At 47.0% G+C, this 23,855-nt stretch carries 27 protein-coding genes; 24 read left to right on the top strand and 3 right to left on the bottom strand.

The annotated features are described in order from the left end of the window. The first annotated feature begins 45 nt into the window (after positions 1-45). The 8 genes from KJS63_RS01115 to KJS63_RS01080 all read left to right on the top strand — a co-directional run bounded on the left by KJS63_RS01115 (position 46) and on the right by KJS63_RS01080 (position 7,517). A complete protein-coding gene (locus KJS63_RS01115) occupies positions 46-597 on the top strand; it encodes a ribonuclease FAU-1 family protein (protein WP_068617394.1) in 552 nt (183 codons plus the stop codon). Further along, entirely contained in the window at positions 590-1,213 is a 624-nt protein-coding gene (locus KJS63_RS01110) for a YdcF family protein (RefSeq protein ID WP_213617591.1), read from the top strand. Before KJS63_RS01115 ends, KJS63_RS01110 begins: the two co-directional genes overlap by 8 nt. A 122-nt stretch (positions 1,214-1,335) precedes the next feature. Further along, the gene (locus KJS63_RS01105; protein ID WP_213617590.1) at positions 1,336-2,319 is read left to right on the top strand and encodes an AAA family ATPase; all 984 of its coding nucleotides are present in this window, start codon (positions 1,336-1,338) and stop codon (positions 2,317-2,319) included. A gap of 48 nt (positions 2,320-2,367) precedes the next feature. After that, entirely contained in the window at positions 2,368-3,657 is a 1,290-nt protein-coding gene (hflX, locus tag KJS63_RS01100; protein WP_213617589.1) for a GTPase HflX, read from the top strand. Between the two features lie 77 nt (positions 3,658-3,734). Beyond that, positions 3,735-4,988 (top strand): methionine gamma-lyase family protein, encoded by a 1,254-nt coding sequence (locus KJS63_RS01095; RefSeq protein ID WP_213617588.1) that lies wholly within the window; start codon positions 3,735-3,737, stop codon positions 4,986-4,988. An 82-nt stretch (positions 4,989-5,070) separates the two neighbouring features. Continuing rightward, the gene (locus KJS63_RS01090; protein WP_068617404.1) at positions 5,071-5,478 is read left to right on the top strand and encodes a MerR family transcriptional regulator; all 408 of its coding nucleotides are present in this window, start codon (positions 5,071-5,073) and stop codon (positions 5,476-5,478) included. Positions 5,479-5,517: 39 nt separating this feature from the next. Continuing rightward, positions 5,518-6,846, top strand: a complete 1,329-nt coding sequence (glnA, locus tag KJS63_RS01085; protein WP_068617406.1) for a type I glutamate--ammonia ligase — start codon at positions 5,518-5,520, stop codon at positions 6,844-6,846. A gap of 218 nt (positions 6,847-7,064) precedes the next feature. Then, complete coding sequence (locus tag KJS63_RS01080; RefSeq protein WP_213617587.1) at positions 7,065-7,517, top strand: GNAT family N-acetyltransferase; 453 nt, start codon at positions 7,065-7,067, stop codon at positions 7,515-7,517. Positions 7,518-7,541: 24 nt separating this feature from the next. On the opposite strand, the gene KJS63_RS01075 is transcribed toward KJS63_RS01080, so the two are convergent. Beyond that, positions 7,542-8,012 (bottom strand): hypothetical protein, encoded by a 471-nt coding sequence (locus tag KJS63_RS01075; RefSeq protein ID WP_213617586.1) that lies wholly within the window; start codon positions 8,010-8,012, stop codon positions 7,542-7,544. A 306-nt stretch (positions 8,013-8,318) separates the two neighbouring features. Here KJS63_RS01075 and KJS63_RS01070 point away from each other — a divergent pair, with 306 nt between their 5' ends. The 4 genes from KJS63_RS01070 (at position 8,319) to lepB (ending at position 10,623) form a co-directional block, all read left to right on the top strand. Further along, positions 8,319-8,660 (top strand): DUF4064 domain-containing protein, encoded by a 342-nt coding sequence (locus KJS63_RS01070; RefSeq protein WP_213617585.1) that lies wholly within the window; start codon positions 8,319-8,321, stop codon positions 8,658-8,660. A gap of 276 nt (positions 8,661-8,936) precedes the next feature. Continuing rightward, positions 8,937-9,134 carry a hypothetical protein gene (locus KJS63_RS01065; protein ID WP_068617412.1) on the top strand — a complete coding sequence of 66 codons (198 nt, stop codon included), beginning with the start codon at positions 8,937-8,939 and terminating at the stop codon, positions 9,132-9,134. A gap of 214 nt (positions 9,135-9,348) precedes the next feature. Then, the gene (locus tag KJS63_RS01060) at positions 9,349-9,924 is read left to right on the top strand and encodes a YdhK family protein (RefSeq protein ID WP_213617584.1); all 576 of its coding nucleotides are present in this window, start codon (positions 9,349-9,351) and stop codon (positions 9,922-9,924) included. A gap of 144 nt (positions 9,925-10,068) precedes the next feature. Then, entirely contained in the window at positions 10,069-10,623 is a 555-nt protein-coding gene (lepB, locus tag KJS63_RS01055) for a signal peptidase I (protein ID WP_213617583.1), read from the top strand. Positions 10,624-10,723: 100 nt separating this feature from the next. Here lepB and lexA read toward each other — a convergent pair whose 3' ends face one another. Continuing rightward, positions 10,724-11,350, bottom strand: a complete 627-nt coding sequence (lexA, locus tag KJS63_RS01050) for a transcriptional repressor LexA (protein WP_068617418.1) — start codon at positions 11,348-11,350, stop codon at positions 10,724-10,726. Positions 11,351-11,634: 284 nt separating this feature from the next. On the opposite strand from lexA, the gene yneA reads away from it, so the two are divergent. From yneA to KJS63_RS01025, 5 genes are all read left to right on the top strand, one after another. Continuing rightward, positions 11,635-11,997, top strand: a complete 363-nt coding sequence (gene yneA, locus KJS63_RS01045; RefSeq protein WP_213617582.1) for a cell division suppressor protein YneA — start codon at positions 11,635-11,637, stop codon at positions 11,995-11,997. Positions 11,998-12,106: 109 nt separating this feature from the next. Beyond that, entirely contained in the window at positions 12,107-12,280 is a 174-nt protein-coding gene (locus KJS63_RS01040; protein ID WP_082926879.1) for a DUF896 domain-containing protein, read from the top strand. 134 nt (positions 12,281-12,414) lie between these two features. Further along, a complete protein-coding gene (locus KJS63_RS01035) occupies positions 12,415-12,930 on the top strand; it encodes a hypothetical protein (RefSeq protein ID WP_068617427.1) in 516 nt (171 codons plus the stop codon). Between the two features lie 19 nt (positions 12,931-12,949). Further along, entirely contained in the window at positions 12,950-13,756 is an 807-nt protein-coding gene (locus KJS63_RS01030) for an HAD family hydrolase (protein ID WP_213617581.1), read from the top strand. After that, complete coding sequence (locus tag KJS63_RS01025; protein ID WP_244862459.1) at positions 13,753-14,157, top strand: FixH family protein; 405 nt, start codon at positions 13,753-13,755, stop codon at positions 14,155-14,157. The genes KJS63_RS01030 and KJS63_RS01025 overlap by 4 nt, the downstream gene beginning before the upstream one ends. Positions 14,158-14,232: 75 nt before the next feature. On the opposite strand, the gene KJS63_RS01020 is transcribed toward KJS63_RS01025, so the two are convergent. After that, positions 14,233-14,775, bottom strand: coding sequence for an acireductone dioxygenase (locus KJS63_RS01020; RefSeq protein WP_213617580.1), 543 nt, complete (start codon positions 14,773-14,775; stop codon positions 14,233-14,235). A gap of 191 nt (positions 14,776-14,966) precedes the next feature. Between KJS63_RS01020 and metH the strand changes: the two genes are divergently transcribed. The 7 genes from metH to KJS63_RS00985 all read left to right on the top strand — a co-directional run bounded on the left by metH (position 14,967) and on the right by KJS63_RS00985 (position 23,689). After that, on the top strand, positions 14,967-18,407 hold the full coding sequence (metH, locus tag KJS63_RS01015; protein ID WP_213617579.1) for a methionine synthase: 3,441 nt from the start codon (positions 14,967-14,969) through the stop codon (positions 18,405-18,407). Between the two features lie 99 nt (positions 18,408-18,506). Continuing rightward, complete coding sequence (gene rnz, locus KJS63_RS01010; protein ID WP_068617434.1) at positions 18,507-19,439, top strand: ribonuclease Z; 933 nt, start codon at positions 18,507-18,509, stop codon at positions 19,437-19,439. Positions 19,440-19,708: 269 nt separating this feature from the next. Next, the gene (locus tag KJS63_RS01005; protein WP_213617578.1) at positions 19,709-20,497 is read left to right on the top strand and encodes a TIGR01457 family HAD-type hydrolase; all 789 of its coding nucleotides are present in this window, start codon (positions 19,709-19,711) and stop codon (positions 20,495-20,497) included. Positions 20,498-20,533: 36 nt separating this feature from the next. After that, positions 20,534-21,349 carry an Fpg/Nei family DNA glycosylase gene (locus tag KJS63_RS01000; RefSeq protein WP_213617577.1) on the top strand — a complete coding sequence of 272 codons (816 nt, stop codon included), beginning with the start codon at positions 20,534-20,536 and terminating at the stop codon, positions 21,347-21,349. After that, complete coding sequence (locus KJS63_RS00995) at positions 21,339-22,193, top strand: deoxyribonuclease IV (RefSeq protein ID WP_213618291.1); 855 nt, start codon at positions 21,339-21,341, stop codon at positions 22,191-22,193. Before KJS63_RS01000 ends, KJS63_RS00995 begins: the two co-directional genes overlap by 11 nt. Positions 22,194-22,227: 34 nt before the next feature. Beyond that, the gene (locus tag KJS63_RS00990) at positions 22,228-22,578 is read left to right on the top strand and encodes a cyclic-phosphate processing receiver domain-containing protein (protein ID WP_068617441.1); all 351 of its coding nucleotides are present in this window, start codon (positions 22,228-22,230) and stop codon (positions 22,576-22,578) included. A gap of 46 nt (positions 22,579-22,624) precedes the next feature. After that, positions 22,625-23,689, top strand: a complete 1,065-nt coding sequence (locus KJS63_RS00985) for an SAM-dependent methyltransferase (protein WP_213617576.1) — start codon at positions 22,625-22,627, stop codon at positions 23,687-23,689. Positions 23,690-23,855 lie beyond the last annotated feature (166 nt).

Here is a 23,855-nt window from a genome sequence, read left to right as displayed (position 1 = left end):
ATATGGTAAGCTTGAGTGTAAGATAAGAGTGAAAGGGTAATATTCATGAAGCGAAAATTTGGAGACCGGGCGAATTGGCGCCGGGTGACCCGGCGCCAGTTCACATCACGATATATAGAGAGCGAAGATTTCACTGGATATATTACTCTGTACAGCATACAAGCGCTTAAAGAGCCGCTGTGGAAATCCTATGGCAATCATACGTTCCGGATTGCGGATAAGGGGTATTCATGGCTGCAGTATTATCCTAAAGACTCTAATTATATCGTTACAGCCATGTTTGATGACAAACAGCAAATTATTGAATGGTACATAGATATTTGCAAGAGCCAAGGAATTACGGATCAAGGGGTGCCTTGGTTTGATGATTTATACCTGGATATTGTGGTGCTGAAGAACGGAGAGGTATTTTTACTGGATCAGGATGAGCTTGACGAGGCATTAACACAAAGACAGATCTCGCCGAAGGACTATGAGCTCGCTTCCCAGACTACCCGCGAGCTGCTTCATGCCATTGATGCCCACACCTTTCCTTATTTCCTGATGTCTCTTGAGCATCGGCGCACCGGATTTCTGGAGGACCCTTCCCATGGCTAGGCCGAAGAAGCATCCGCTGGTATTAAGAATAGCGCAGACCGTTATTGTGTTAACTGTTATGTTTGTATTATGGCTTGGTTACGCGTGGTATCAGGTTTCCAGTACCCCAGTTACCCAAGCGGTGAAAAAGGCGGATGTAGGTATTATTCTTGGAGCTGCCCTTTGGGGCGACGAGCCGAGTCCAGGGCTGAAGGAACGTCTGGAGCAGGGCTTGAAGGAATACCGGGCCGGCACGTTCCAGTATTTTATCGTATCAGGCGGACGGGATACAGCCCGGTCCCGATTGACGGAAGCTGAAGGTATGGCGAATTATCTGCAAAGGCATGGAGTGCTCAAGGAGGCCATCATCTTGGAGAACCAGGCGACCAATACATATGAGAATTTGGAGTACAGCAGCAGGCTTATGCAGGAGCGGAAGCTTAGTAACGCTGTTATTGTTACACATACCTTTCATGCGGCGAGAGCACTTGAAATGGCTCATTTCCTCAATTATATGTATCCCCAGCTATCCGTGGTAGAATCCAAGGTAATGCCCAAGGCCCCGAATACAATTAGAGAGATTCTTGCCTATACCAAATGGCAGCTTAACCGGATCGGTATCCCTATCCACACCTGATTTTATTAGCGGAATTATAAACTCTGTCCTATAGTTAACAAACTTCTAATAAGTGACGAACCACAGGAATACACATTTATAGTAGTTTGCTGCCCCTTTATTTTAGGAAGAGGTGATACCGCATGCAAGGGCGTGTTGTGGCCGCTGGCGGACGTTCAGAAGATAGGCCCTCCCGGCAAATCAATGTAATTCTGCGGAACACTGAACCGCCGGTTATCTCTCAGTTGGCTGCCGAGCCGGAATCGACTGTGGCGAATAAGAGTGCTATGCACCATCAAGGCGTGTTTGCGGAGATCCAGAAGGAACTGGATCAATTGATCGGGCTTGAGAATATTAAAGAGCTGGTTTTTGAGATTTTTGCACTGCTTCAAGTTACACAGATGCGTGCCGAGGCCGGCCTGGTGGCGGGTTCACAGGTGTATCACATGATTTACAAAGGCAACCCCGGCACAGGTAAAACAACGGTGGCCCGGATCGTGGCCAAAATGTTTCAGAAAATGGGGGTGCTTACCAAAGGCCATTTTATAGAAGCGGAACGAGCCGATTTGGTAGGAGAATATATTGGACACACAGCACAAAAGACCCGCGATTTGGTTAAAAAAGCATTAGGGGGCATTCTGTTTATTGATGAGGCCTACAGCCTGGCACGGGGCGGAGAGAAGGATTTCGGCAAGGAGGCTATTGATACGCTTGTTAAGGCCATGGAGGATTATAAGAATCAATTTGTGCTTATTCTGGCAGGTTACTCTGATGAAATGGACTTCTTCCTTCACACGAATCCAGGTCTTCCGTCGCGGTTCCCTATCCAGATTGATTTTCCCGATTATACGATTGATCAATTGATTCAAATTTCGGAGAGTATGGTCAAGGAGCGTGACTATATCTTAATGCCTCAGGCGATACTCAAACTGAAGCAGCATCTGATGGCAGAGAAGAATGAGAGCCCGCTTGCATTCAGCAATGCCAGATATGTAAGGAATGTGATCGAACGCTCAATCCGGCACCAGGCCGTCCGGCTGCTCCATCAATATTCAACAGGCTCTCCGGGCAAGCTTGAATTAATGACCATTCGAACAGAAGACTTCAAATTTGAAAAAGGCAGATGACAGGTGAGGAATACGCTAAGGTTGTCGCTTTGAAGGAGCAATGAAGCTATGAGAAATGAAACATTTGACACAAATACAACCCTGCCTGATAAAGCCGTTCTTGTCAGTCTTGTTACCAATGAGGTGAAGCGTAGCGGCGTGGACTCCGAGCATTCTCTGAATGAGCTGGTGCAGCTGGCAGAGACGGCGGGTGTGGAAGTTGCTGACGTGATCGTACAGAACAAGGAAACCCCTGACAGTCGATGGTTCATCGGCAAAGGGAAGGTGGAGGAGTTAAAAGCTGCGATTGATGCTCTTGAAGCCAATACGGCTATTTTTGACCAGGAGCTGTCAGGCGCTCAGGTCAGAAATCTGGAAGAGGCGCTGGATGTGAAGATTATTGACCGCACCCAGCTGATCTTGGATATTTTTGCGGGAAGAGCCAAAACTCGTGAGGGCATCATTCAGGTTGAGCTGGCTCAGCTCAGTTATCTGCTGCCCCGGTTATCCGGGCATGGCAAGAACCTCTCCCGACTCGGTGGTGGAATCGGGACCCGTGGTCCGGGGGAGAGCAAGCTTGAGACCGACCGCCGTCATATCCGCGGCAGAATTACCGACCTCAAGCAGCAGCTTGATGAGGTGACGAAGCACCGCACGCTGCACCGTAAGCGCCGCAAGGAGAACGGCGTGGTTCAGGTTGCACTGGTAGGTTACACCAATGCAGGGAAATCCACGCTGCTGAAGCAGCTTACAGCGGCTGATGTATACATTGAGAATCAACTGTTCGCAACCTTGGACCCAACTTCCCGGGCGATGGAACTGCCTAGCGGGAAAGAGGTGGTCATCACGGATACGGTCGGGTTTATTCAGAATCTGCCGCATGACCTGGTCGCATCTTTCCGGGCAACTCTGGAGGAAGCCAATGAGGCGAATTTGATTTTGCACGTGGTAGACGCTTCGGCTGAAACCCGGGATGAGCAGATGAAGGTTGTTGACCGCATACTGGATGAACTGGGAGCAAGCAGTACACCCCAGGTGATTTTGTATAATAAAAAGGACCTTTGTACACCTGAACAGCTTCAGCTGCTTCCATCGGACGAGAATCATTTGAAGATCAGCGCTTATGATGAACACGATCTGCAGATGGTTAGACAGGTAATTCAAGATCGGCTGACCGGGGATACCGTGACCTTCCGGATTCCGGCTGCCCGCGGTGATTTAAGCTCTGTTATATACCGAGTGGGAGAGGTTCTGAATCAGGACTTCGAGGATGAGGATTTGTTGTTCGAGGTGAGGCTGAATCAAGCCGACTATGAGAAGAACAGTTATTTGTTGAAGGAATATGAAGTACACGCTTAAAGAAAATGACAGCGGTATGGGATGGACATTAGTCCATCCCATATGTGTGAGCAGATTAAGAACGAGGGGATACTAGTATGGCAGTTTTTTCGCAGCAAGTAAGACATTGGATGGAAGAGGCAGAAGCAAAGATCGACTCCCGCCTCAAGCAGGTTGACAAGATCGTAGATGCGAATCAATGGAAAGTTATTGAAGCCTTTCAGAAACATCAGGTAAGTGACTTTCATTTTGCCGGTTCTACAGGCTATGCTTATAATGACCGGGGACGTGAAGTGTTGGACCTGGTATATGCGGATGTGTTCGGCGCTGAGGCAGCGCTCGTAAGGCCGCATTTTGCTTCGGGAACACATACGATTGCAACGGCTTTGTTTGGTGTGCTTAGACCGGGAGATGAACTGTTGTACATAACCGGCCGCCCATACGACACACTCCATAAAGTGATCGGGAAGCCGGGTGACGGGACGGGCTCACTACAGGATTATGGAATTCGATATCAAGAAGCTGCCCTACTGGAGAGCGGAAAAGTTAATTGGGATGAAGTTACCCGGCTCATCACTCCAGCTACCAAAGTCATTGGGATTCAGCGCTCCCGCGGCTATGATTGGCGTGAGTCCTTCAGTATAAGCGAGATTGCTCAAATGATACAGCAGGTTAAAGAAATCAAGCCGGATGTTATCGTGTTCGTGGATAACTGTTACGGTGAATTTACGGAAGAGAAGGAGCCCACTGAGGTGGGCGCCGATCTGATAGCAGGCTCGCTGATTAAGAATCCCGGCGGAGGACTTGCCGAGACTGGCGGATACATATGCGGCAAAGCCAAGTACGTCGAACTTGCGGCTTATAGACTAACCGCACCTGGAATCGGCGGTGAGGTAGGGGCCATGCTTGGTACGACAAGAGGGATTTATCAAGGCCTGTTCCTCGCTCCAACCATTGTCGGACAAGCCGTAAAGGGCAGTGTTCTGGCAGCAGCGGTGTTTGAGTTAGCCGGATTTGTGAGCAAGCCTGCATGGCATGAACCCCGGACAGACTTGATTCAAGCGATTTCTTTTACTTCTCCTGAGCATTTGATTGCTTTTGTGCAGGGGATTCAACGTGCCGCCGCCGTGGATGGGCATGTTGTTCCTGAGCCATGGGACATGCCTGGATACGAACATCCTGTCATTATGGCCGCAGGCACTTTCATTCAAGGGGGAAGTCTGGAGCTGTCTGCGGATGCTCCTATCCGTGAGCCGTATATTGCCTATATGCAGGGAGGGCTTACCTACTCCCATGTGAAGTATGGAATACTCACGGCCCTGCAAAATATGATTAACCGCAATTTACTGTAAGATTATCTAACATATGCTTGACAGTGTTAGGGTATGTAACATAGAATGGGATTATGATTAATTAACTGGAAGGTTGAGAGCGATGGGTGATGAAATTCGTAGAAATATGGCCTTGTTTCCAATTGGCATCGTAATGAAGCTTACTGATTTGTCTGCCCGTCAAATCCGCTATTACGAGCAGCACCAGCTGATCGTGCCGGCGAGAACTTCAGGTAATCAGCGTTTGTTCTCTTTTAACGACGTTGAGCGCTTGCTGGAGATCAAAGCTCTGATTGACAAAGGTGTTAACATCGCAGGCATCAAGCAGGTTATGAATCCGGTGAACAAAGAATCCCAGGAAGCGACTGTAATTACGAATGACACCGAAGAGAAACGAAAGGTTCTGACGGACTCGCAGCTCTATCGTATGCTCAAGCAGGAACTCGTTACAGGCAAGAGACCAGGTCAAGTTTCATTGATTCAAGGTGAATTATCCAGATTTTTTAAGTAAGAGTAAACATCACTATTTATGACAAAGGGAGAGGGTATCGTGAGTTACACTAAAGAGGATATTCTTCGCATTGCCAAGGAAGAGAACGTACGCTTTATTCGTCTGCAATTCACTGATTTGCTGGGTACAATCAAGAACGTTGAAATTCCTGTAAGTCAGCTGGAGAAGGCTCTGGACAACAAAATGATGTTTGATGGTTCCTCCATTGAGGGTTATGTCCGCATCGAAGAATCTGATATGTATCTGTATCCGGATCTTGAGACATGGGTCATCTTCCCATGGGTAACAGAAGATCGTGTAGCCCGTCTGATCTGTGATGTCTACATGCCGGATGGCACTCCATTTGCAGGGGACCCGCGCGGTATCCTCAAGCGCAACCTGGAAGAGGCGAAAAAGCTGGGTTATACATCCATGAATGTAGGTCCGGAACCTGAGTTCTTCCTGTTTAAGACCGATGAGAAGGGTAATCCTACAATGGAACTGAACGACCAAGGTGGATACTTTGACCTTGCTCCGACAGACCTTGGTGAGAACTGCCGTCGTGAAATCGTACTTACTCTTGAAGAGATGGGCTTTGAAATTGAAGCTTCCCACCATGAGGTAGCTCCAGGACAGCACGAAATCGACTTTAAATATGCGGACGCAGTTAAAGCGGCCGATCAAATCCAAACATTCAAGCTGGTAGTTAAGACTATTGCCCGCCAGCACGGATTGCATGCAACATTTATGCCTAAACCATTGTTCGGTGTGAACGGTTCCGGTATGCACTGTCACCAATCCTTGTTCAAAGGAAACGTGAACTCGTTCTATGAAGAAAGCGACACATTGGGACTTAGCCAGACTGCCCGTCACTATATGGCCGGTATCCTGAAGCATGCTCGTGCGTTTGCGGCAATTACTAACCCAACCGTAAACTCTTATAAGCGTCTTGTTCCTGGTTACGAGGCTCCTTGCTATGTAGCTTGGTCTTCAAGTAACCGGAGTCCGATGATCCGTATCCCAGCTTCCCGTGGTCTTGGAACTCGTGTTGAGGTTCGTAACCCGGACCCGGCTGCTAACCCTTACCTGGCATTGGCAGTGATGTTGAGAGCAGGTCTTGACGGGATCAAGAACGAGATTCCTCTCGTTGATCCAATTGACCGCAACATCTATGTAATGTCTGAGGAAGAGCGTGTGGAAGAAGGCATTCCAAGCCTGCCGTCGGATCTGAAAGAAGCTCTAGGCGAGCTGATCCGCAGCGAGGTTATTACCGAAGCTCTGGGCGACCATGCTTTGTCTCACTTCTACGAGCTGAAGGAAATCGAGTGGGATATGTTCCGCACTCAAGTTCACCAATGGGAACGCGATCAATACATCACCCTGTATTAATAGGTGAAACCCTTGGCGCTGTAAGCGTCGGGGGTTTTTCTTTTTGGGGGCGTTATGAGAGGTGGGGTATCATGTCACCATTTTCTTCTCGAATGTAAGCAGGATAGTACAAAAATTTCGCGAATACTCTGCATATGGAATTAATTACGAAGGTTCGTGAATACCTGACTTTACTGTAATTACCCCTACCGATAGAAGATTAGAAAGAAGGCGATTTTGTGGGAGTTTTATTGAAGGACATAGACGAAACAAACTGGCAGGAATGCATTTTTTTGACAACTGATCCTGAAGAAAATCATTACCTTGTAGAAAAATATGTAGCTTCAAATGCAGTTTCGATTGCACAGTCAAAGATAGAAAAGGGATGGGTAACAAAAGCAATTTATAGTGAAAATATAATGGTAGGATTTACAATGTATGGGTATTCAGAGCAGGATAATTGTTTTGAATTATGTCGTATTATGATTGATCATAAATTTCAACATCAAGGCTACGGTAGAAAGGCACTAAGTTTAATCATTAAAGAGATGAGTAAGAACAAGGAATGCTCAGAAATATATGTATCGTTTGATCCAGAAAACCATGCTGCACAAAAGCTATACGAAGAATTTGGTTTTAAAAATACAGGTAAAATCGTAGAAGAGGAAATTATTTATTGCATGGAATTATAGGATAAGGCAACTCTACAGTTTATCTTAAAGGTTTTCAGAAGAGGCTGAAAGTTTACCCCTATATACCACCACTGCAGTGATACCATCTTTTGGACTTAATTTGATTACAGTATTGCTAGTTTCCCAGTTCCAAGAGAAAATAGTACCGTACTTTTCAACCTTGCCGCCATCGCCATATTTTTTGTTTAAAGCTGATTTGATGGAATCTATGAACTGCTGTCTTAATGTTTCATTTTCAGCGTCATAGACATACGTTCCGCTTTCTAATCTATTGTTTTTAAATTGATAAGTAAGCCTTACATGATACTCCCCTAAGGTTATTTTATATTTAAGAAAGTCAGAGGTCTTACTAACGTAATTATTCTGCTCTTTTGCCTCAGCTTTAATTACCTCATCCATGCTCATTCCCCATTTAACACTCCTGAAGTCGCTTGAGCCTGATGAACAACTAACCAAGAACAATAAGACGATAAAGCTAAAAACAAATTTTCTCACTTAGAATCCCCCGCTTATTTAGATTGCATTCTCTTGAGTATTCTTCTTACCTTAGATTGTGAATTAGATTATCTAACCTACATCTTCCGTTATAACTAAAATAATCAAAATATGCTATGAAATATTTGGTAGTTGTCGATAGAGATAACAAGGATGGAAGGTTTTATGTATTTAAAAGATAACGGTTCATTTCTAATTTGTTAGGTAATTAGTCTTTGATATTTTGAGTATTGTATGGTTAAATTTACCTAAATATGATATTATATACCCATATATGAGTGTGATATTGTTATAGGGGGAAATTTAATGTTTGCAATGGGTTTAATAGCTGGTATTTTTGGGATTATAGCGTCTGTTCTTGCTATGATGGTAGGAGGAATGGACGCAGCTTTTTCCAGTACGGGAACTTCGCAAATTACGGGTCTAGGCATTTCTGCTCTGTTATTTAGTATTTTGGGGATTGTGGGAGCTGCTATGACAAAGACTAAACCCAAAGTTGCTGGTTGGTTAATGCTAATTAGCGGGATTGCAGGTTTTATCAGTATTTTTATGTTCTACATCCTTTCCGCTGTATTATTTGTAGTTGGTGGGTTTATGGGGATTCTCTCCAAGAAAGTACCTCAATCAGGACAGAACGTATCTGCATAAATCATAAATCTTAAGTTGAAGGGCCTCGGGTATTTACCGGGGCCTTTTTTATTTGGATATTTAATATTGCCAAGGCCTTTAGTGGATAAAGACCTCTACAAGTTCAGGTATAACATGCCGGAGGACTCACAAAGCCGGTTGGTGTCTTTGAATTAATTTAAATCTTTACTTTATAGCGATAATATTAAATATTTACCATGAAATATTTGGCAAATATACCGAAATATAAATAGAGACTTATTTACATACATAGATAAATGTAATTGGAGGGAGTTTATGTACCTGGATGAATTAAAAATTGCTTGCAGCATGAAACAAATGGTTAGTTTAAAGACGAGGGATGGTAAAGTCAGAATAGGCCTGCCATGTGAGTTAAGGTCAAAGGATGGGATCAAGTTTCACGGGGAAGGCGAAGTTGTTTCTATTCCATTTAATGAAATTACTCATGTGATGAGGCTAATTAATTTTAGATGAGAAAAGGTTTTGTCGGCTGTATACGCCGGCAAAGCTTTTTTTAATTCCGCTTTTATTTAACCTCCCCGCTTCTTAATATGGCTATATTAAGCAAATATTTGGAATAATTTTTCACGTACTCAGAAAAACGTTCGAAATCCCTGTAGTTATAAATATACCCCATATGGGTATATTGTGAATGAGTGAAGAAATAAACTACAGAGGTGTTGAGGAAATGAAAAAGACTTCGGTACTGCTTGGAGCAGCATTCATGCTGGCGCTAAGCGGATGTGACCATTCGGTAGATCAAGAGAAGACAAGCATCAGCACACAAGCAGAAGAACAGCAGCAGGCAACAAAGATGGATCATTCTGAAATGAGCCATTCAAGCTCAGGTGAGCTGCCGCCAGGAATGCAAGAAGCTAAGCATACTGCTTTTAAACCAGGCAGCCAAGCTGTAGTCACCGCGGATCATATGAAAGGGATGAAGGGGGCTGTAGCCACTATTGTGGGTGCCTATGATACAACAGTCTACGAGGTGACTTATACACCGACCAACGGCGGAGAGAAAGTGAAGAACCACAGATGGGTGGTACAGCAAGAAATCGCGGACGCTGGAGATAAGGCTTTTAAACCAGGGGAGAAGGTGACGATATTGGCGGATCATATGCCGGGTATGAAGGGAGCCTCCGGCACCATTGATTCGGGTGAGAAGACCGTTGTCTATATGATCGATTATACGCCCACTACGGGCGGAGACGAAGTCAAAAACCATAAATGGGTGACAGAAAGCGAATTAGAGGCTAAATGAAACCAGCAGCTGTTTTGAGGACCGCAATTTGCGGTCTTTCTTTTGTTTAATTAATGTGCTGCTCATGAAACAGAGAAACATTTGAACTGGTAAATTATTTGATGATATACTTCTTTTAACAAATCATAGGAGGCTAAGCGAGGCATGAAAGTTATAAAATTTATAGTGAGCTACATACCTGCGATTGCGATTGCATTTGTTTTGACTTTATTCATTGGTATTTTTGTATTTCAACCTTATAAAGTCGAGGGGCATTCCATGGAGCCCACATTGCAGGACAAACAGAGAGTTTATGCCTCCAAGCTGGCTAGAACATTCTCCCATATGCCGGCTTATGGAGACATCGTGGTCATCGATAGCCGTATCAACCGGGAGCGCAGCTTTATGGATAGTGTCCGGGAGCACCCGTTGATTCAGCTCATTTCAGGTGAGACAGACGAACATATTTTTTATATTAAGAGAGTTATAGGTAAGTCTGGAGATGTAATTGAAATTAAAAATCAGCAAGTATACCGGAACGGAACTGCACTGGATGAGCCTTATATTAAGGAGAAAATGAATCCAGCACCAGATCAGAAATGGGTGGTTCCTGATAATTCGATCTTTGTTCTTGGTGATAACCGGAACAATAGCAGTGACAGTAGGGAGCTTGGCCCTATCCCATTTGACCATATCATGGGGATCGAGGAGATTAAATAGTGCGTCGTCTACAGAGGCGCACCGCAGAGAATAACAGCATATGCAGCGAGAAGAAGAGGATGCCAACTAGGCATCCTCTTCTTAAATTTACCGGCCAATATTAATGAATGTCTCTGAATAGACCAACGACCTTACCGAGAATAGTTACATGCTTCAAACGGAGCGGCTCATATGTCGGGTTCTCCGGCTGGAGGCGAATGTGATCACGCTCTTTATAAAATGTCTTGACCGTAGCTTCATCATCCTCAGTCATAGCCACCACAATATCTCCGTTATCCGCAGTCTGCTGCTGCCGGACGATAACAAAATCTCCGTTATGAATACCAGCTTCAATCATACTGTCACCAACAACCGATAACATGAAGACTTCCTTGTCCCCAACATAGTGGCTAGGCAGAGGGAAATAATCTTCAATATTCTCAGTGGCTGTAATAGGAACACCCGCGGTTACCTTACCTACCACAGGAACACGGGCAACCGTGTGAGCGAACAGATTGTAATTCTCCGAATCTTCCTGGCCAAGCAATTCAATAGCTCGAGGTTTGGTAGGGTCACGACGGATGAACCCTTTCTTCTCAAGCCTGTCCAAGTGACCGTGGACTGTGGAGCTGGAAGCAAGACCTACAGCTTCTCCAATCTCCCGGACGGAAGGCGGATAACCTTTCATGCGGACTTCGTTTCTTATAAATTCAAGTATCGCCTGTTGACGGCTGGAAACCTTCGACATATGTTATCAACCCCATTTAGTAACGTTTGGAAAAATTATAACATAGAACCTCCGTTCGTACAAACGTTAGTTCTAAATTTATTGTGGAATATTCAGGATAAATGGAAAGGAGCGTTACGAAATGGGTCTAATGATGCCAATATATAGAGATGATCCATTTAAATAGGATAAAAATGTCATCACCCAAATGTGCGAACAATTGTTCTAAAAAACTATTGAACGAAACAAATGTTCGTGTTATATTGAATTTAGTAAACAAGAACAAACGTTTGGAGTGATTGATTATGTTAAGATATTCTACATACCAAAGTATTTATGAATCAGTACCGGCGCAGCCTGTTAAACATAAAATGAAGATGCATCTATTTATCCCAAACTCTATTTTCCGCATTGTTCTATTAGTATGTATGATTGCTGTAACCTGTACAGGAATGATCACAGCTTTTGCTTCCTCTAGTGATCGTCCCACCCCTGCCGAACTAGAGCAGGTTGTTGTTCAGCCGGGCGATTCTCTTTGGAGTATTGCCTCCTCTAATAAGAGTGAAGGTGAAGATATACGCGATTTCATTCATGCTATAATTCAGGAGAACAACCTGCCATCGAGTGAGATCCAAGCGGGCGATGTGCTTGTGCTTCCTATCCGTTAATATATTTGTTGTTATAAAGAGCTTTTCGAGGACTCCGCGATCCTTGACAAGCTCTTTTTCACATGTCAAAGTAAGAGTTAATGCCTGAAGTGAAGGAGGAGTATTGGATATGGACATCGACCAATTGGTACAGCGCATTAATGAGCTTGCGCGTAAACATAAAGAGTCAGGATTAACTGAGGAAGAGACTCTCGAAAGAGCAGAACTTCGGGAGATCTACCTGGGTAATATACGCAAAAATTTCCGTCAGCAGCTGGACTCCATAGAGATTGTAGATAACTAACCAGTCCGGCTCTGCCGGATATACATAGCTGACATCAGAAATTCACATTGCGGATAAGATTCCGTTTATTATGTTGGAATATAATTAAAAACATATAGATGATCATGCTCATACCAGAGGGGGAAAGCAGCCACATGGCACGTTCGTTTGAGAAGCAGGTAGAAAAGAACAGGCAGAAAATTTTGATGCAGCAAAAGAAACAGGGAGTACAGCCCGGCAAGCTTGGGGTCAAAGGAGAAGGGGATACTTTTAAAGGACGTAATATTATTCTTCCGGTCGTCTTAATTCTGTTCGGGGGGATGTATGGTTCCCTAGGCTTTATTGGGAAAAATACAGAAATTAATTCATTCCTCTATTGGATTACTATCGGGCTGTACATCATGCTCGGGGTTGTTGTTTTCATCCGTAAACCCTATCTGCGAGTCGGGCAAAAGGCGCTGTATACGTCCAAGTTTAACAGAGACCGCATGCTGTCTGCAGAGAGCATTCAGAAAATTGTCCTCTCGCAAGGAATGGTTAGCATTGTGCCAAAAGGGAACGGACAGAAGTGGAACTTCTCGCGTTCACGCAACCGTTTTGATACAGCGGCTATGGGCGAGCGCTTGAAGGAATTCGGCAAGACCAACAATGTTACAGTAGAGAATCATTAGAAAAGGGGAATCGGGCGAAATGTCGATAAAGGCTGTTTGCTTTGATCTGGATGATACACTCTTGTGGGACGACCGCAGTATTAAGGAAGCTTTTGAGTCTACTTGCCAGAAAGCTGCCGAAGTTGCAGGTGTTAAGCCAGAACGTCTTGAAGAAGCTGTCCGTAAGGAAGCAAGAGCGTTGTATGAATCTTATGAGACTTTTCCTTTTACCAAAATGATTGGGATCAACCCCTTTGAGGGGTTATGGGGAAACTTCACGGCTGGGGAGCAGCCGGAATTTCGCGCGATGGAGAAGCTGGCTCCTATCTACCGCAAAGAATCCTGGAGACGGGGGCTGCTCGCCGTTGGCGTAGATAATGAGGAGCTCGCTGGCGAGCTTGCCGAACAGTTCGGGGCAGAGCGCCGCAATCGCCCACATGTCTACGAGGAGACCTTTCAAATTCTTGATGAACTGAAGGGTGAGGTCAAGCTGCTGCTGCTGACCAACGGTTGTCCGGCTCTCCAGCAGGAGAAGCTGGACGGGGTACCGAAACTGGCACCATACTTCGATGAAATTATTATTTCCGGGTCCTTTGGCAAGGGCAAGCCGGATCCCAGCATATTCGAACATGCGCTCAGCCTGCTTGGTGTAGAACCTTCCGAAGCCTTAATGGTGGGGGACAAGCTTACCACTGATATCAAAGGGGCGCTAAGTGCTGGAATCCATTCCGTGTGGGTGAACCGCGACGGAAGAACTCGCTCAGACGAGATTGTCCCTGCGTATGAGATCAAACACTTATCTGAACTGCATAAGATCATTGACGGTCTTGGAGGTCGTGAGCATTGAGACAACGTCCGTTGAAGCTGGCTTTGGCATTCATTGGATTGTTAATGATATTAACGGCATGCAATCAAGACTCCGGTCATTCAGGTCATGATGATATGCTGTCCCCACTGGATGTTAAACTGACCGTTACACCTACAGAGGGAAAAGTGAACGAGAAGATTTCATTTGAAGCCAAGGTAACCCAGGGCGGCAAAGACATTAATGATGCCAAAGAAGTCACCTTTGAACTGTGGAAAGATGGGGCGGAGAAGCACAGTAAGATTACTGTTACCTCAGCAGGAGAAGGCAAGTATGTCATGGTGAAGTCTTTCACGGAATCCGGTACTTATCATGTTATCTCTCATGTGACTGCAAATAGTCAGCACTCTATGCCATCTGCGGATTTTACAGTAAAGCCCTAATATATCTATCAAATATCAAAAAAAGCTGTTTGCTCATCCGGGGATGGGCAGACAGCTTTTTTAGCATAATTTCGGTTAAGCTTTCTGGAAGGAAGGATCTTCATACGGATGAGCAATCCAGCCGTTCTCCTCAACGAACAGGCGGATCGCTACAACCTTGCGCTCATCAGTTAAGGTGAAGAAGTGAACCGTATTCTCTGGCACGGAAATCAAATCACCGGGAAGCAGATTCACATCGAAATAGCCGATCTCTTCAGAGCCTTTGATGACAAAGGTTCCAGCTCCGCCAACAATGGCGCGGATTTCATCTTCTGTGTGGGTATGAATTTGTTCAAACTTAGCAAGCAGCTCTTCGATATTCGGTGTTGCCTCCGACAGGGTAATGACATCCCAGGTCCGGTAACCGCGGCGTTTCACCAAATCTTGGATTTCAGCTTCAAAGGTGGACAGAACCTCAGCTTTTTGTTCATCGGTCAATGAAAAATTTTCTTGGAGATGGGCAGGCAGTTTGCTGATATCCCAGTGCTCATATATCACTTCGTACTGACTGAGGAAATTGCGAACGTTCTCTTCACCGGTAATCAATTCGTTCGTATTTCTAATTCTTATTTCCGCCATGGGATTACCCCGCTTTCATTTGGTATTTAGATAAAATTATAAAGGATAAACCTAGGTGTGTCGACCCTTATTTTGCCTGTGAAAAGGAGTTGAAACACTTCGGCTGGAATACGGGGATTTCCGGCAATCCCTTTTCTTAAGCGGGTTATTCTGCTACACTTAAATCTAGCGTTTTACAGGGGGGAATGAACTTGAGCAAGCCGACTCTGCAATCCAGAATGAAGGAAAAAATACTAATTCTTGACGGAGCCATGGGGACCATGATCCAGCAAGAACAGCTGAAACCCGAAGATTTCGGCGGGGAAGAACTTGATGGCTGCAATGAAATGCTTGTTCTTACCCGGCCTGATGTCATCTCCAGAATCCACGAGAAGTATTTGGAAGCCGGAGCTGATCTGATTGAAACCAATACATTCGGCGGTGCCTCGGTGGTGCTTGCTGAGTATGATATCCAAGATAAAGCAAGAGAGATCAATCTTGCCGCGGCTAAGCTGGCCGTGGATGCGGTAAATAAATATTCAACCCCGGGCCATCCTAGATACGCAGTTGGTGCGATGGGTCCGACAACGAAGACCTTATCCGTAACAGGTGGGGTAACTTTTGATGAGTTGATCGAAAGCTATGAAGAGCAGGCGATCGCCCTTATTGAAGCGGGCGTGGACGCAATGCTTCTTGAGACGTCTCAGGATACACTTAACGTTAAGGCTGGGAGCATTGCGATCCGCCGTGCTTTTGAAGCGACGGGCATTACACTGCCGATTATGATCTCCGGTACGATTGAACCGATGGGCACAACGCTGGCCGGGCAGAACATTGAGGCCTTCTACGTGTCTTTGGAGCATCTGAAGCCTGTTTCAGTCGGGCTTAACTGTGCAACAGGTCCTGAATTCATGCGTGACCACATCCGGACTCTATCCGAGATGGCCAGCACGGCCATCAGCTGTTATCCGAACGCGGGTCTGCCGGATGAGAACGGCAACTATCATGAGTCGCCGGATTCGCTCGCAACGAAGATGGCAGCCTTTGCCGAGAAGGGATGGCTGAACATTGCCGGCGGATGCTGCGGAACTACGCCGGAGCATATCTATGCGATGTCTGAAAAAATGAAGCTGTACAAGCCTCGCGACATCGATCGCGATCCGCATCCGCCAGCCATTTCCGGGATTGAGCCCGTATATATTGAGCAGGACAACCGTCCTTACATGATTGGGGAGCGGACAAATGTTCTTGGTTCAAGAAAGTTCAAGCGGCTCATCGTGGAAGGGAAATATGAAGAAGCTTCTGAAATCGCCCGTGCCCAGGTCAAGGGCGGAGCCCAGGTGATTGATGTCTGTGTGCAGGACCCTGACCGTGATGAGACGGAAGACATGAAGAAATTTTTGGAGCTTGTTGTCAAGAAGGTTAAAGTCCCGCTCATGATTGACACAACGGATCCTGCGGTGATCGATCTGTCACTGAAATACTGCCAGGGCAAATCGATAATTAACTCCATTAATCTTGAAGATGGTGAAGAAAAGTTCGAGCTTGTGACCCCAATCATTCACAAGTACGGAGCTGCTGTGGTGGTGGGAACGATTGACGAGCGCGGCCAGGCTATCACCCGCGAGGACAAGCTTGAGGTAGCCAAGCGTTCTCACGACCTGTTAGTTAATAAGTATGGCCTGCAGGCTAAAGATATTATTTTTGATCCGCTGGTGTTTCCTGTTGGAACTGGGGATGAGCAGTATATTGGCTCGGCCAAGGAAACAATTGAAGGAATACGTCTTATCAAACAGGCGCTGCCTGCTTGTCATACCGTACTTGGAATCAGCAACGTGTCGTTCGGGCTTCCGGAGGCTGGCCGTGAAGTGCTGAACTCGGTTTTTCTGTATGAGTGCACGAAGGCAGGGCTGGACTATGCCATTGTTAACACAGAGAAGGTTGAACGGTACGCTTCCATACCAGAAGAGGAACGGAAGCTTGCTGAAGATCTTATTTATAATACGAATGATGAGACTCTGGCTCTATTCGTAGCTGCTTTCCGTAACAAGAAGGTAGAGAAGAAAGAGAAGATCAGCAACCTCTCCCTCGAGGAACGCCTTGCTTCCTATGTGGTTGAGGGAACTAAGGAAGGCCTGATTCCTGATCTTGAGGAGGCACTGGGCAAATACACTGCGCTTGAGATTATTAACGGGCCGCTGATGGCAGGAATGGAAGAAGTCGGCCGTCTGTTCAACAACAATGAGCTGATTGTGGCCGAGGTGCTTCAGAGTGCGGAGGTTATGAAGGCTTCTGTGGCTTACCTTGAGCAGTTCATGGAGAAGAACGAGAGCTCGGTTAAAGGCCGGATTATGCTTGCGACGGTTAAAGGGGATGTCCATGATATCGGCAAAAATCTCGTGGAGATCATTCTTTCTAATAACGGTTATCAAATTGTGAATTTGGGTATAAAAGTACCACCGGAACGTATCATTGAAGCATTTCGCGAACAGAAAGCCGATGCGATCGGATTGTCCGGACTATTGGTCAAATCCGCGCAGCAGATGGTATCTACCGCTCAAGATTTGCGGAATGCCGGGATCGACGTGCCGATTATGGTTGGAGGCGCTGCTTTGACGCGCAAGTTCACCAAAACACGGATTCGTCCGGAATATAACGGTCTTGTCGTTTATGCCAAAGACGCGATGGATGGTCTTGATCTGGCCAACAAGCTGATGGACCCTGGTCAAAGGGAAAAGATGCGGCTCGAATTCGAGGCGGAGAAGGAAGCTGGCGAGCAGGAAGTGGTGAAGACCGTCCTGCCGGAGCTGACCCGTGCAGTCCGCTCGAACATTTCGCCGGATGCTCCGGTCTATCTTCCGCCCGACTTGGATCGTCACGTGCTGCGGGACTACCCGATCAACCATATTATCCCGTATGTAAATATGCAGATGCTGCTTGGTCATCACTTGGGCCTACGAGGTTCAGTGGAGCAGCTTCTTGCCCAGCAGGACCCTAAGGCCGTGGAACTGAAGAGCACGGTGGATCAGGTACTGCATGAGGCGGTTACCAAGGGGATCATTCAAGCGCATGCAATTTACCGGTTCTTCCCTGCCCAGTCCAGTGGCAATGATATTCTGATTTATGACCCTGAGGATCACAGCAAAGTGCTGAAGACATTTAGTTTCCCGCGCCAGCGGGTTGAGCCTTACCTATGTCTATCGGATTATTTGAAAACTGTGGACAGCGGGATTATGGACTACGTTGGATTTATGGTAGTTACGGCAGGACACGGTGTCCGCCAGCTATCTGAGGATTGGAAGCTGAAAGGCGACTATCTCCGTTCCCACGTTGTACAGTCCACCGCTCTCGAGGTGGCGGAAGGACTCGCCGAGCGGGTTCACCATATTATGCGAGACAGCTGGGGCTTCCCTGATCCGGCGGATATGACGATGAAGCAGCGCCATGGAGCTAGATATCAAGGCATCCGGGTCTCGTTCGGATACCCGGCTTGCCCGGATCTTGAACTCCAGGAGCCGCTGTTCGATCTTCTTAAACCGCAGGATATTGGGGTGGAGCTGACGGAAGGCTTCATGATGGAACCGGAAGCTTCGGTGTCCGCGCTGGTGTTCAGTCATCCGGAAGCCCAGTATTTCAATGTTGAGAAGGCATAAGCTGATGGTATAAAATAGGCTTCAACACAAAATCCTCCGGGAACGGAGGATTTTTGTTACATCGGCTAAAAATCTAGGAAGCGGAAGAAGGTTAATGACATGGAGCTCTATTTTTTGGGGACGAATGCGGGTGTGCCTTCGCTGCAGCGGAATGTCACCTCTGTAGCTTTGCGTATGCTGGAGGAAAGACGTACCTTATGGCTCTTTGATTGCGGGGAAGGCACACAGCATCAAGTGCTGCGTTCGCCCCTGAAGCTGAGCAAGCTGGAGAAGATATTCATTACACATTTGCATGGAGACCATTTATTCGGTCTTCCAGGTCTTCTCTCCAGCCGGTCTTATCAAGGCGGGGATTCCCCGCTTGTTCTGTACGGACCGAAGGGGCTTGAACAATATGTGAGAATGTCGCTTGGGATAAGCGAGTCTCATATTAATTATGATTTGATCATTAAGGAGCATGCGGGCGGGCTTATCTGTGAAGATGAGACGTTTCGTGTGGAGTCGGCTTTGCTGGATCACCGGATTGACAGTTATGGCTACCGCATTACTGAACTCGACAGGCCTGGCAAGTTGGACTTTGAAGCGTTGGCGAAGCTGGGTGTGAAGCCTGGTCCATTATATGGAAAACTGAAGAAGGGGGAGAGTATCGAGACTGAGGCAGGAACAGTTCATGCCGATCAGGTCCTGGGCAAGCCGAAGAAGGGCCGGATCATCACGATCCTCGGGGATACCCGCCCATGCGCGGCTGCGGTGGAATTGGCGAGAGGGGCAGATCTGCTGGTGCATGAAGCGACCTTTCTGCATGAGCTTGCTGAGACTGCACACAACTACCATCACAGTACGGCTCTCCAGGCTGCGGAGACGGCAGTAGAGGCAGGCGCCAAAGAACTTATACTGACTCATTTCAGCTCACGTTATAAAGATGAGGATCAGCTTCGTCCGCTCTTAGAGGAAGCCAGCTCCATATTCCCGAATACCCGGCTGGCCAAGGAGCATGAACTGGTGCCGATTTGCAGGGGAGATGGGGAATAATCAGGGAAATTTTAAAAAATTATTTTCCGGGAAAGCGCAGGAAATGACATGCCCTATCAAAGTTTTTCATGGACTTAGCAAGGTTTTTTTCAACCTTCGCTAGGGTTCGACGGTGACAGGCATATTTGCACGCTTTTCCCATGGTCCTTGTGAATTTGCCCGCACATGGGGATTCTTTTACAATAAGAGATGAGAAATGAATTTATGAGGTACAGATTCATGTATTGCTGGACTACAGTCCAAGCAGTGACAGCTGGGGAGAGAGGGACATGAAGGCTTGGAAAGGTTTTTTAATAGATCTGGATGGAACATTGTATCACGGCACTCAGCGGATTCCAGGTGCGGATGAACTGATTCGCACGCTTAATGACAGGGAGATTCCGTTCCTGTTTGTAACTAATAATTCCTCGCGTACACCGGAGGAGGTTGCCGAGCATTTAAATGGAATGGGGATCGAGGCATCTGCTGAGCAGGTCTGCACATCCGCGGTTGCGGCGGCGCAGTATGTAGCGGAGAAGTCTCCAGGATGCAGGGTTGCTGTGATCGGCGAGCGAGGGCTTTATGCCGCAGTGGAAGACGCTGGTTTGAAGCTGACCGGGGACAATCCGGATTATGTCGTGCAGGGGATTGACCGGTCTTTTACATACGATAAGCTGACTGAAGCCGCCAGGTGGATTATGGCAGGGGCAACGTATATCCTGACCAATCCGGATCTCCTGCTTCCTTCCCAAGATGGGCTGATGCCAGGGGCGGGCACGCTGTCAGCTTCCATTAAGGCGGCAACCGGTGTGGAGCCAGTTGTCATCGGGAAGCCTTCCGGTATTCTGATGAAGTTCGCTACCGACCGGATTGGTCTGGACCCGAAGGATGTTGCTGTTATTGGAGATAATATGCTTACTGACATCACAGCAGGTGTCCATGCCGGCTGCGGTACGGTGCTTACTCTGACCGGAGTAACCACCACGGATAATGTAAATACATACATGGAGAGATCAGGTGTACAGCCGGATGTGATTTGCACTGACCTTCATGAATTGAAACAGCTTATTATGAGCTGAAGAAGGAAACATGAACGACGAAGGGAAAGATGATCTATGCCGGAACTTCCGGAGATGGAGAATTACCGAATTCAATTATCCCAGCTTATACTTGACCGTCCTATTACGAAAGTGACCGTGGGCAGGGATAAATCAATCAACAAGGATTCCGCTGATTTCATTCGCGAGGTGACGGGGACCCGGATTATATTTATTGAGCGTCGGGGCAAGCACTTGCTGTTCCACCTGGACAGCGGCCGGAGGCTGCTGCTTCATTTGATGCTGGGCGGACTTCTGTATTTAGGTACGGATGAGGATAAGCCAGGGCGGAGCACACAGGTGGAGATCAGTTTTGGAAATCAAACGTTATATTTCATTGGACTTCGGCTTGGTTATCTACACCTATACAGTGCTAAGGAAAGTGATGAATTTCTGTCCGATCTAGGACCAGAGGTCATCGACCGCAGGATGACGGAGGAAAAGTTCATTCAGCTGTTCGCGAAGCGGCGCGGGGCGCTCAAGAGCACGCTGGTTAACCAGCACGTGATTGCAGGAATCGGCAATTGTTATGCGGATGAGATTGCTTTTGAAGCGGAACTCAGGCCTTCCAGCAAAATTCAAAACTTGAGCCGGGATGATCTAGCCAAGCTGTATCATTCCTCCCTTGCTGTCTTCAGGCATGCCACTGATCATGGGGGTTATATTGAACTTCCACTGACGAAGGAAGACAAGCTAACTGGAGGCTTCAACGATCTCTGCCGGGTCTATGACCGGGCGGGCGAGGGATGTATCCGGTGTGACGGGGTTATTGAAAAAAGTGAAATCGGCGGCAGAAAGGTGTTCTTCTGCCCGAAATGCCAGCATGACAAGTAAGGTGAAGGTAGGCGGGCATTTAAGCATACGGGGGGGATATGCAGGGGCTGCCAAGACGGCTTCCTTAATGGGAGCCGGCGCGTTTCAGTATTTTCCCAAAAATCCACGGAGTCTGGGAGTGAAGGCGTTTGATCCTAGAGATGCGGAGAAATGCAGGGTTTGGTGTAAAGAGAACGATATCCTGTCTGTTGCCCATACGCCCTACCCCAGCAACCTTGCTGTGGATTCCCAGAAAGATCCCGAGGACTACCGCCGGATTGTAGAGTCTTTGCGAAATGACCTGAACATTGCTGAAGCCTGCGGCTCTATAGGTATTGTTGTTCATTTTGGCACATCTAAGGCTGGAAACCCCTTACAGGGATACAAAAATGTTATACAATGTATTAACGAGGTTCTTCGTGACTGGAGCGGCGCTGCCAAGCTGCTGATAGAGAATCAGGCGGGGGACCACGGAGACATGGGAATGACCATGGAGGAAATGACCCAAATCCGCAAATTATGTGAGTCGCCTGAACATATCGGGTTCTGCCTGGATACCTGTCATGCTTTTGCTGCAGGTGTGTGGCAGGGGGCTGAGGATAATTCTTTTGTGGAGAAAGGCCATAAGCTCGGCTTTTGGGAAGAGGTGCGGGTCATTCACTTAAATGATTCCAAGTATCCGCTTGGATCACGGAAGGACCGCCATGCCAGGGTCGGTCATGGATATATTGGAGAGGCAGGGTTCCGCAAGCTTTTGACTGCCTTGGACACTAGAGATAAAGCCTTCATCCTTGAGAGCGAAACCGGGGAAGATGGTACCTATAAACGGGATATGGAGCAGGTTAGTCTTTGGGCTGAAGCTTAAGCTGATTACACAGTTGGGGAAGGGAAGAACACTTGTGATCCACTTATATATGGATGATATGCGGCGTTGTCCAGCAGGATTCACCCTGGTGCGAAGCGGCCAGGAATGTCTTGAGGTTCTTCGGACCACTGAGGTTGATATTCTGTCACTTGATTATGATATGGGTCCGGAAGGGATGTCTGGAGGCGAGGTTGCGGCGGTTATGGCTCGTGAAGGTTTGTTTGCGAGGGAAATTTTCCTCCATACCTCTAGTCTGCACGGCAAAATGAGCATGTATGAGACTTTGTACAGCAGCAAGCCCGACCATGTGATTATTCATAACGGCCCGGTGCCGTTTGAACGTCTGGATGAAATTGCCCACCAGGTGACCCGTAAGTTGAAATAGACCAAGGAAGCGGCAACAAACGCAAAATACTGGAGGTTTTAGGCTTTTGATCAGTCATGAGGAAATAGAGAGTCGGGTATCGGGGCATTCATCCCGGTTCATTTGTACGGCAAATCATGGATTTGCTCCGTATGCACAGGAAGAGTTAAGAAGGAAGTTCGGCTCGGTAAAAAGCACCGTACTGGTGCCGGGGGAGATCTTCCTCGGTACTTTGGATGTTTCTGTAGGAGAAGCGACGGAAAGGCTGCGCATGGAGCAGCCTATCTTCTTGCGTCATATTTTTCCGGTTCAATACCAGATCGGAATCGTAAACGGGGACAAAGAGAACGCTATGAAGCAGCTGGTAGCCTGCTTAAAGCATCTCCACGAGCTGCATGATGCACATGTTACCGTTCAAGCGCGCAAGGCGTCTCATCAGTGCTGGGATGGAACCTCTAATGATTTGAAAGAGGCAGTGCAGATGGGAATCTCGGACGTGGTGAAGGAGTTTGTGGTTAAAGATGCTGAGCGGATCGTTTCCGTTCTGGTCACGGAGAATGCCATGTTCACTGGAATTTCCGCCCCACGGGATAATCTGTCGGATTGGAATGGAGGGGCTGTCCGGTTTCAGAAGGAGGAGGGTCAGATTTCCAGAGCCAAGTTCAAGCTGCTTGAAGCGGAAAAGGTATTTGGGATTGACTTTGTTTCATTCCGGGATGCTCTAGACATCGGGGCAGCTCCTGGGGGCTGGACTTCGTTTCTGCTGGAACGGGGGCTAAGAGTAACTGCCGTGGACCCGGCGAAAATGCACCCTTCGTTAATGGCTTCAGAACGGTTAACCTATTTGCAGAAAAATGCGGACAGCGTGAAGTTCCGCGACAATCAATTTGATTTAATGGTCTGCGATATGAGCTGGAGTCCGAAACTGACGGCCAAGCTGGTAACCGGACTGCTGTACAGCCTTTCACCGGGGGGGACGGCGGTTGTGACAGTTAAGCTGCTGAGCAAAAAGCCGCTAGCCCTGATCAAGGAAGTGATGGACACGTTTGAGAACGCTCATATGCAGATTCAGCGGGCCAAGCAGCTGTTCCATAACCGGGATGAAATTACGTTATATATGATTAAATATTAATGTAGTTAATTAATATAAAAAATGAACTTTAGAAAATGCCCCCTTGGATAGTTATTTCAAGGATCAGGGGTTGTAAGAACATTCGGCATCACAGCGCCCTAAAAAGGTAACCTTCATAAGTTCATTTTATATAGGCAGAAAAATTTTGCTTTACTTTTAGATGCCG

It is taken from the genome of Paenibacillus sp. J22TS3, assembly GCF_018403205.1.
Classification (GTDB): Bacteria; Bacillota; Bacilli; order Paenibacillales; family Paenibacillaceae; genus Fontibacillus; species Fontibacillus tuaregi.
This window is presented reverse-complemented; position numbering and strand designations above follow the sequence as displayed.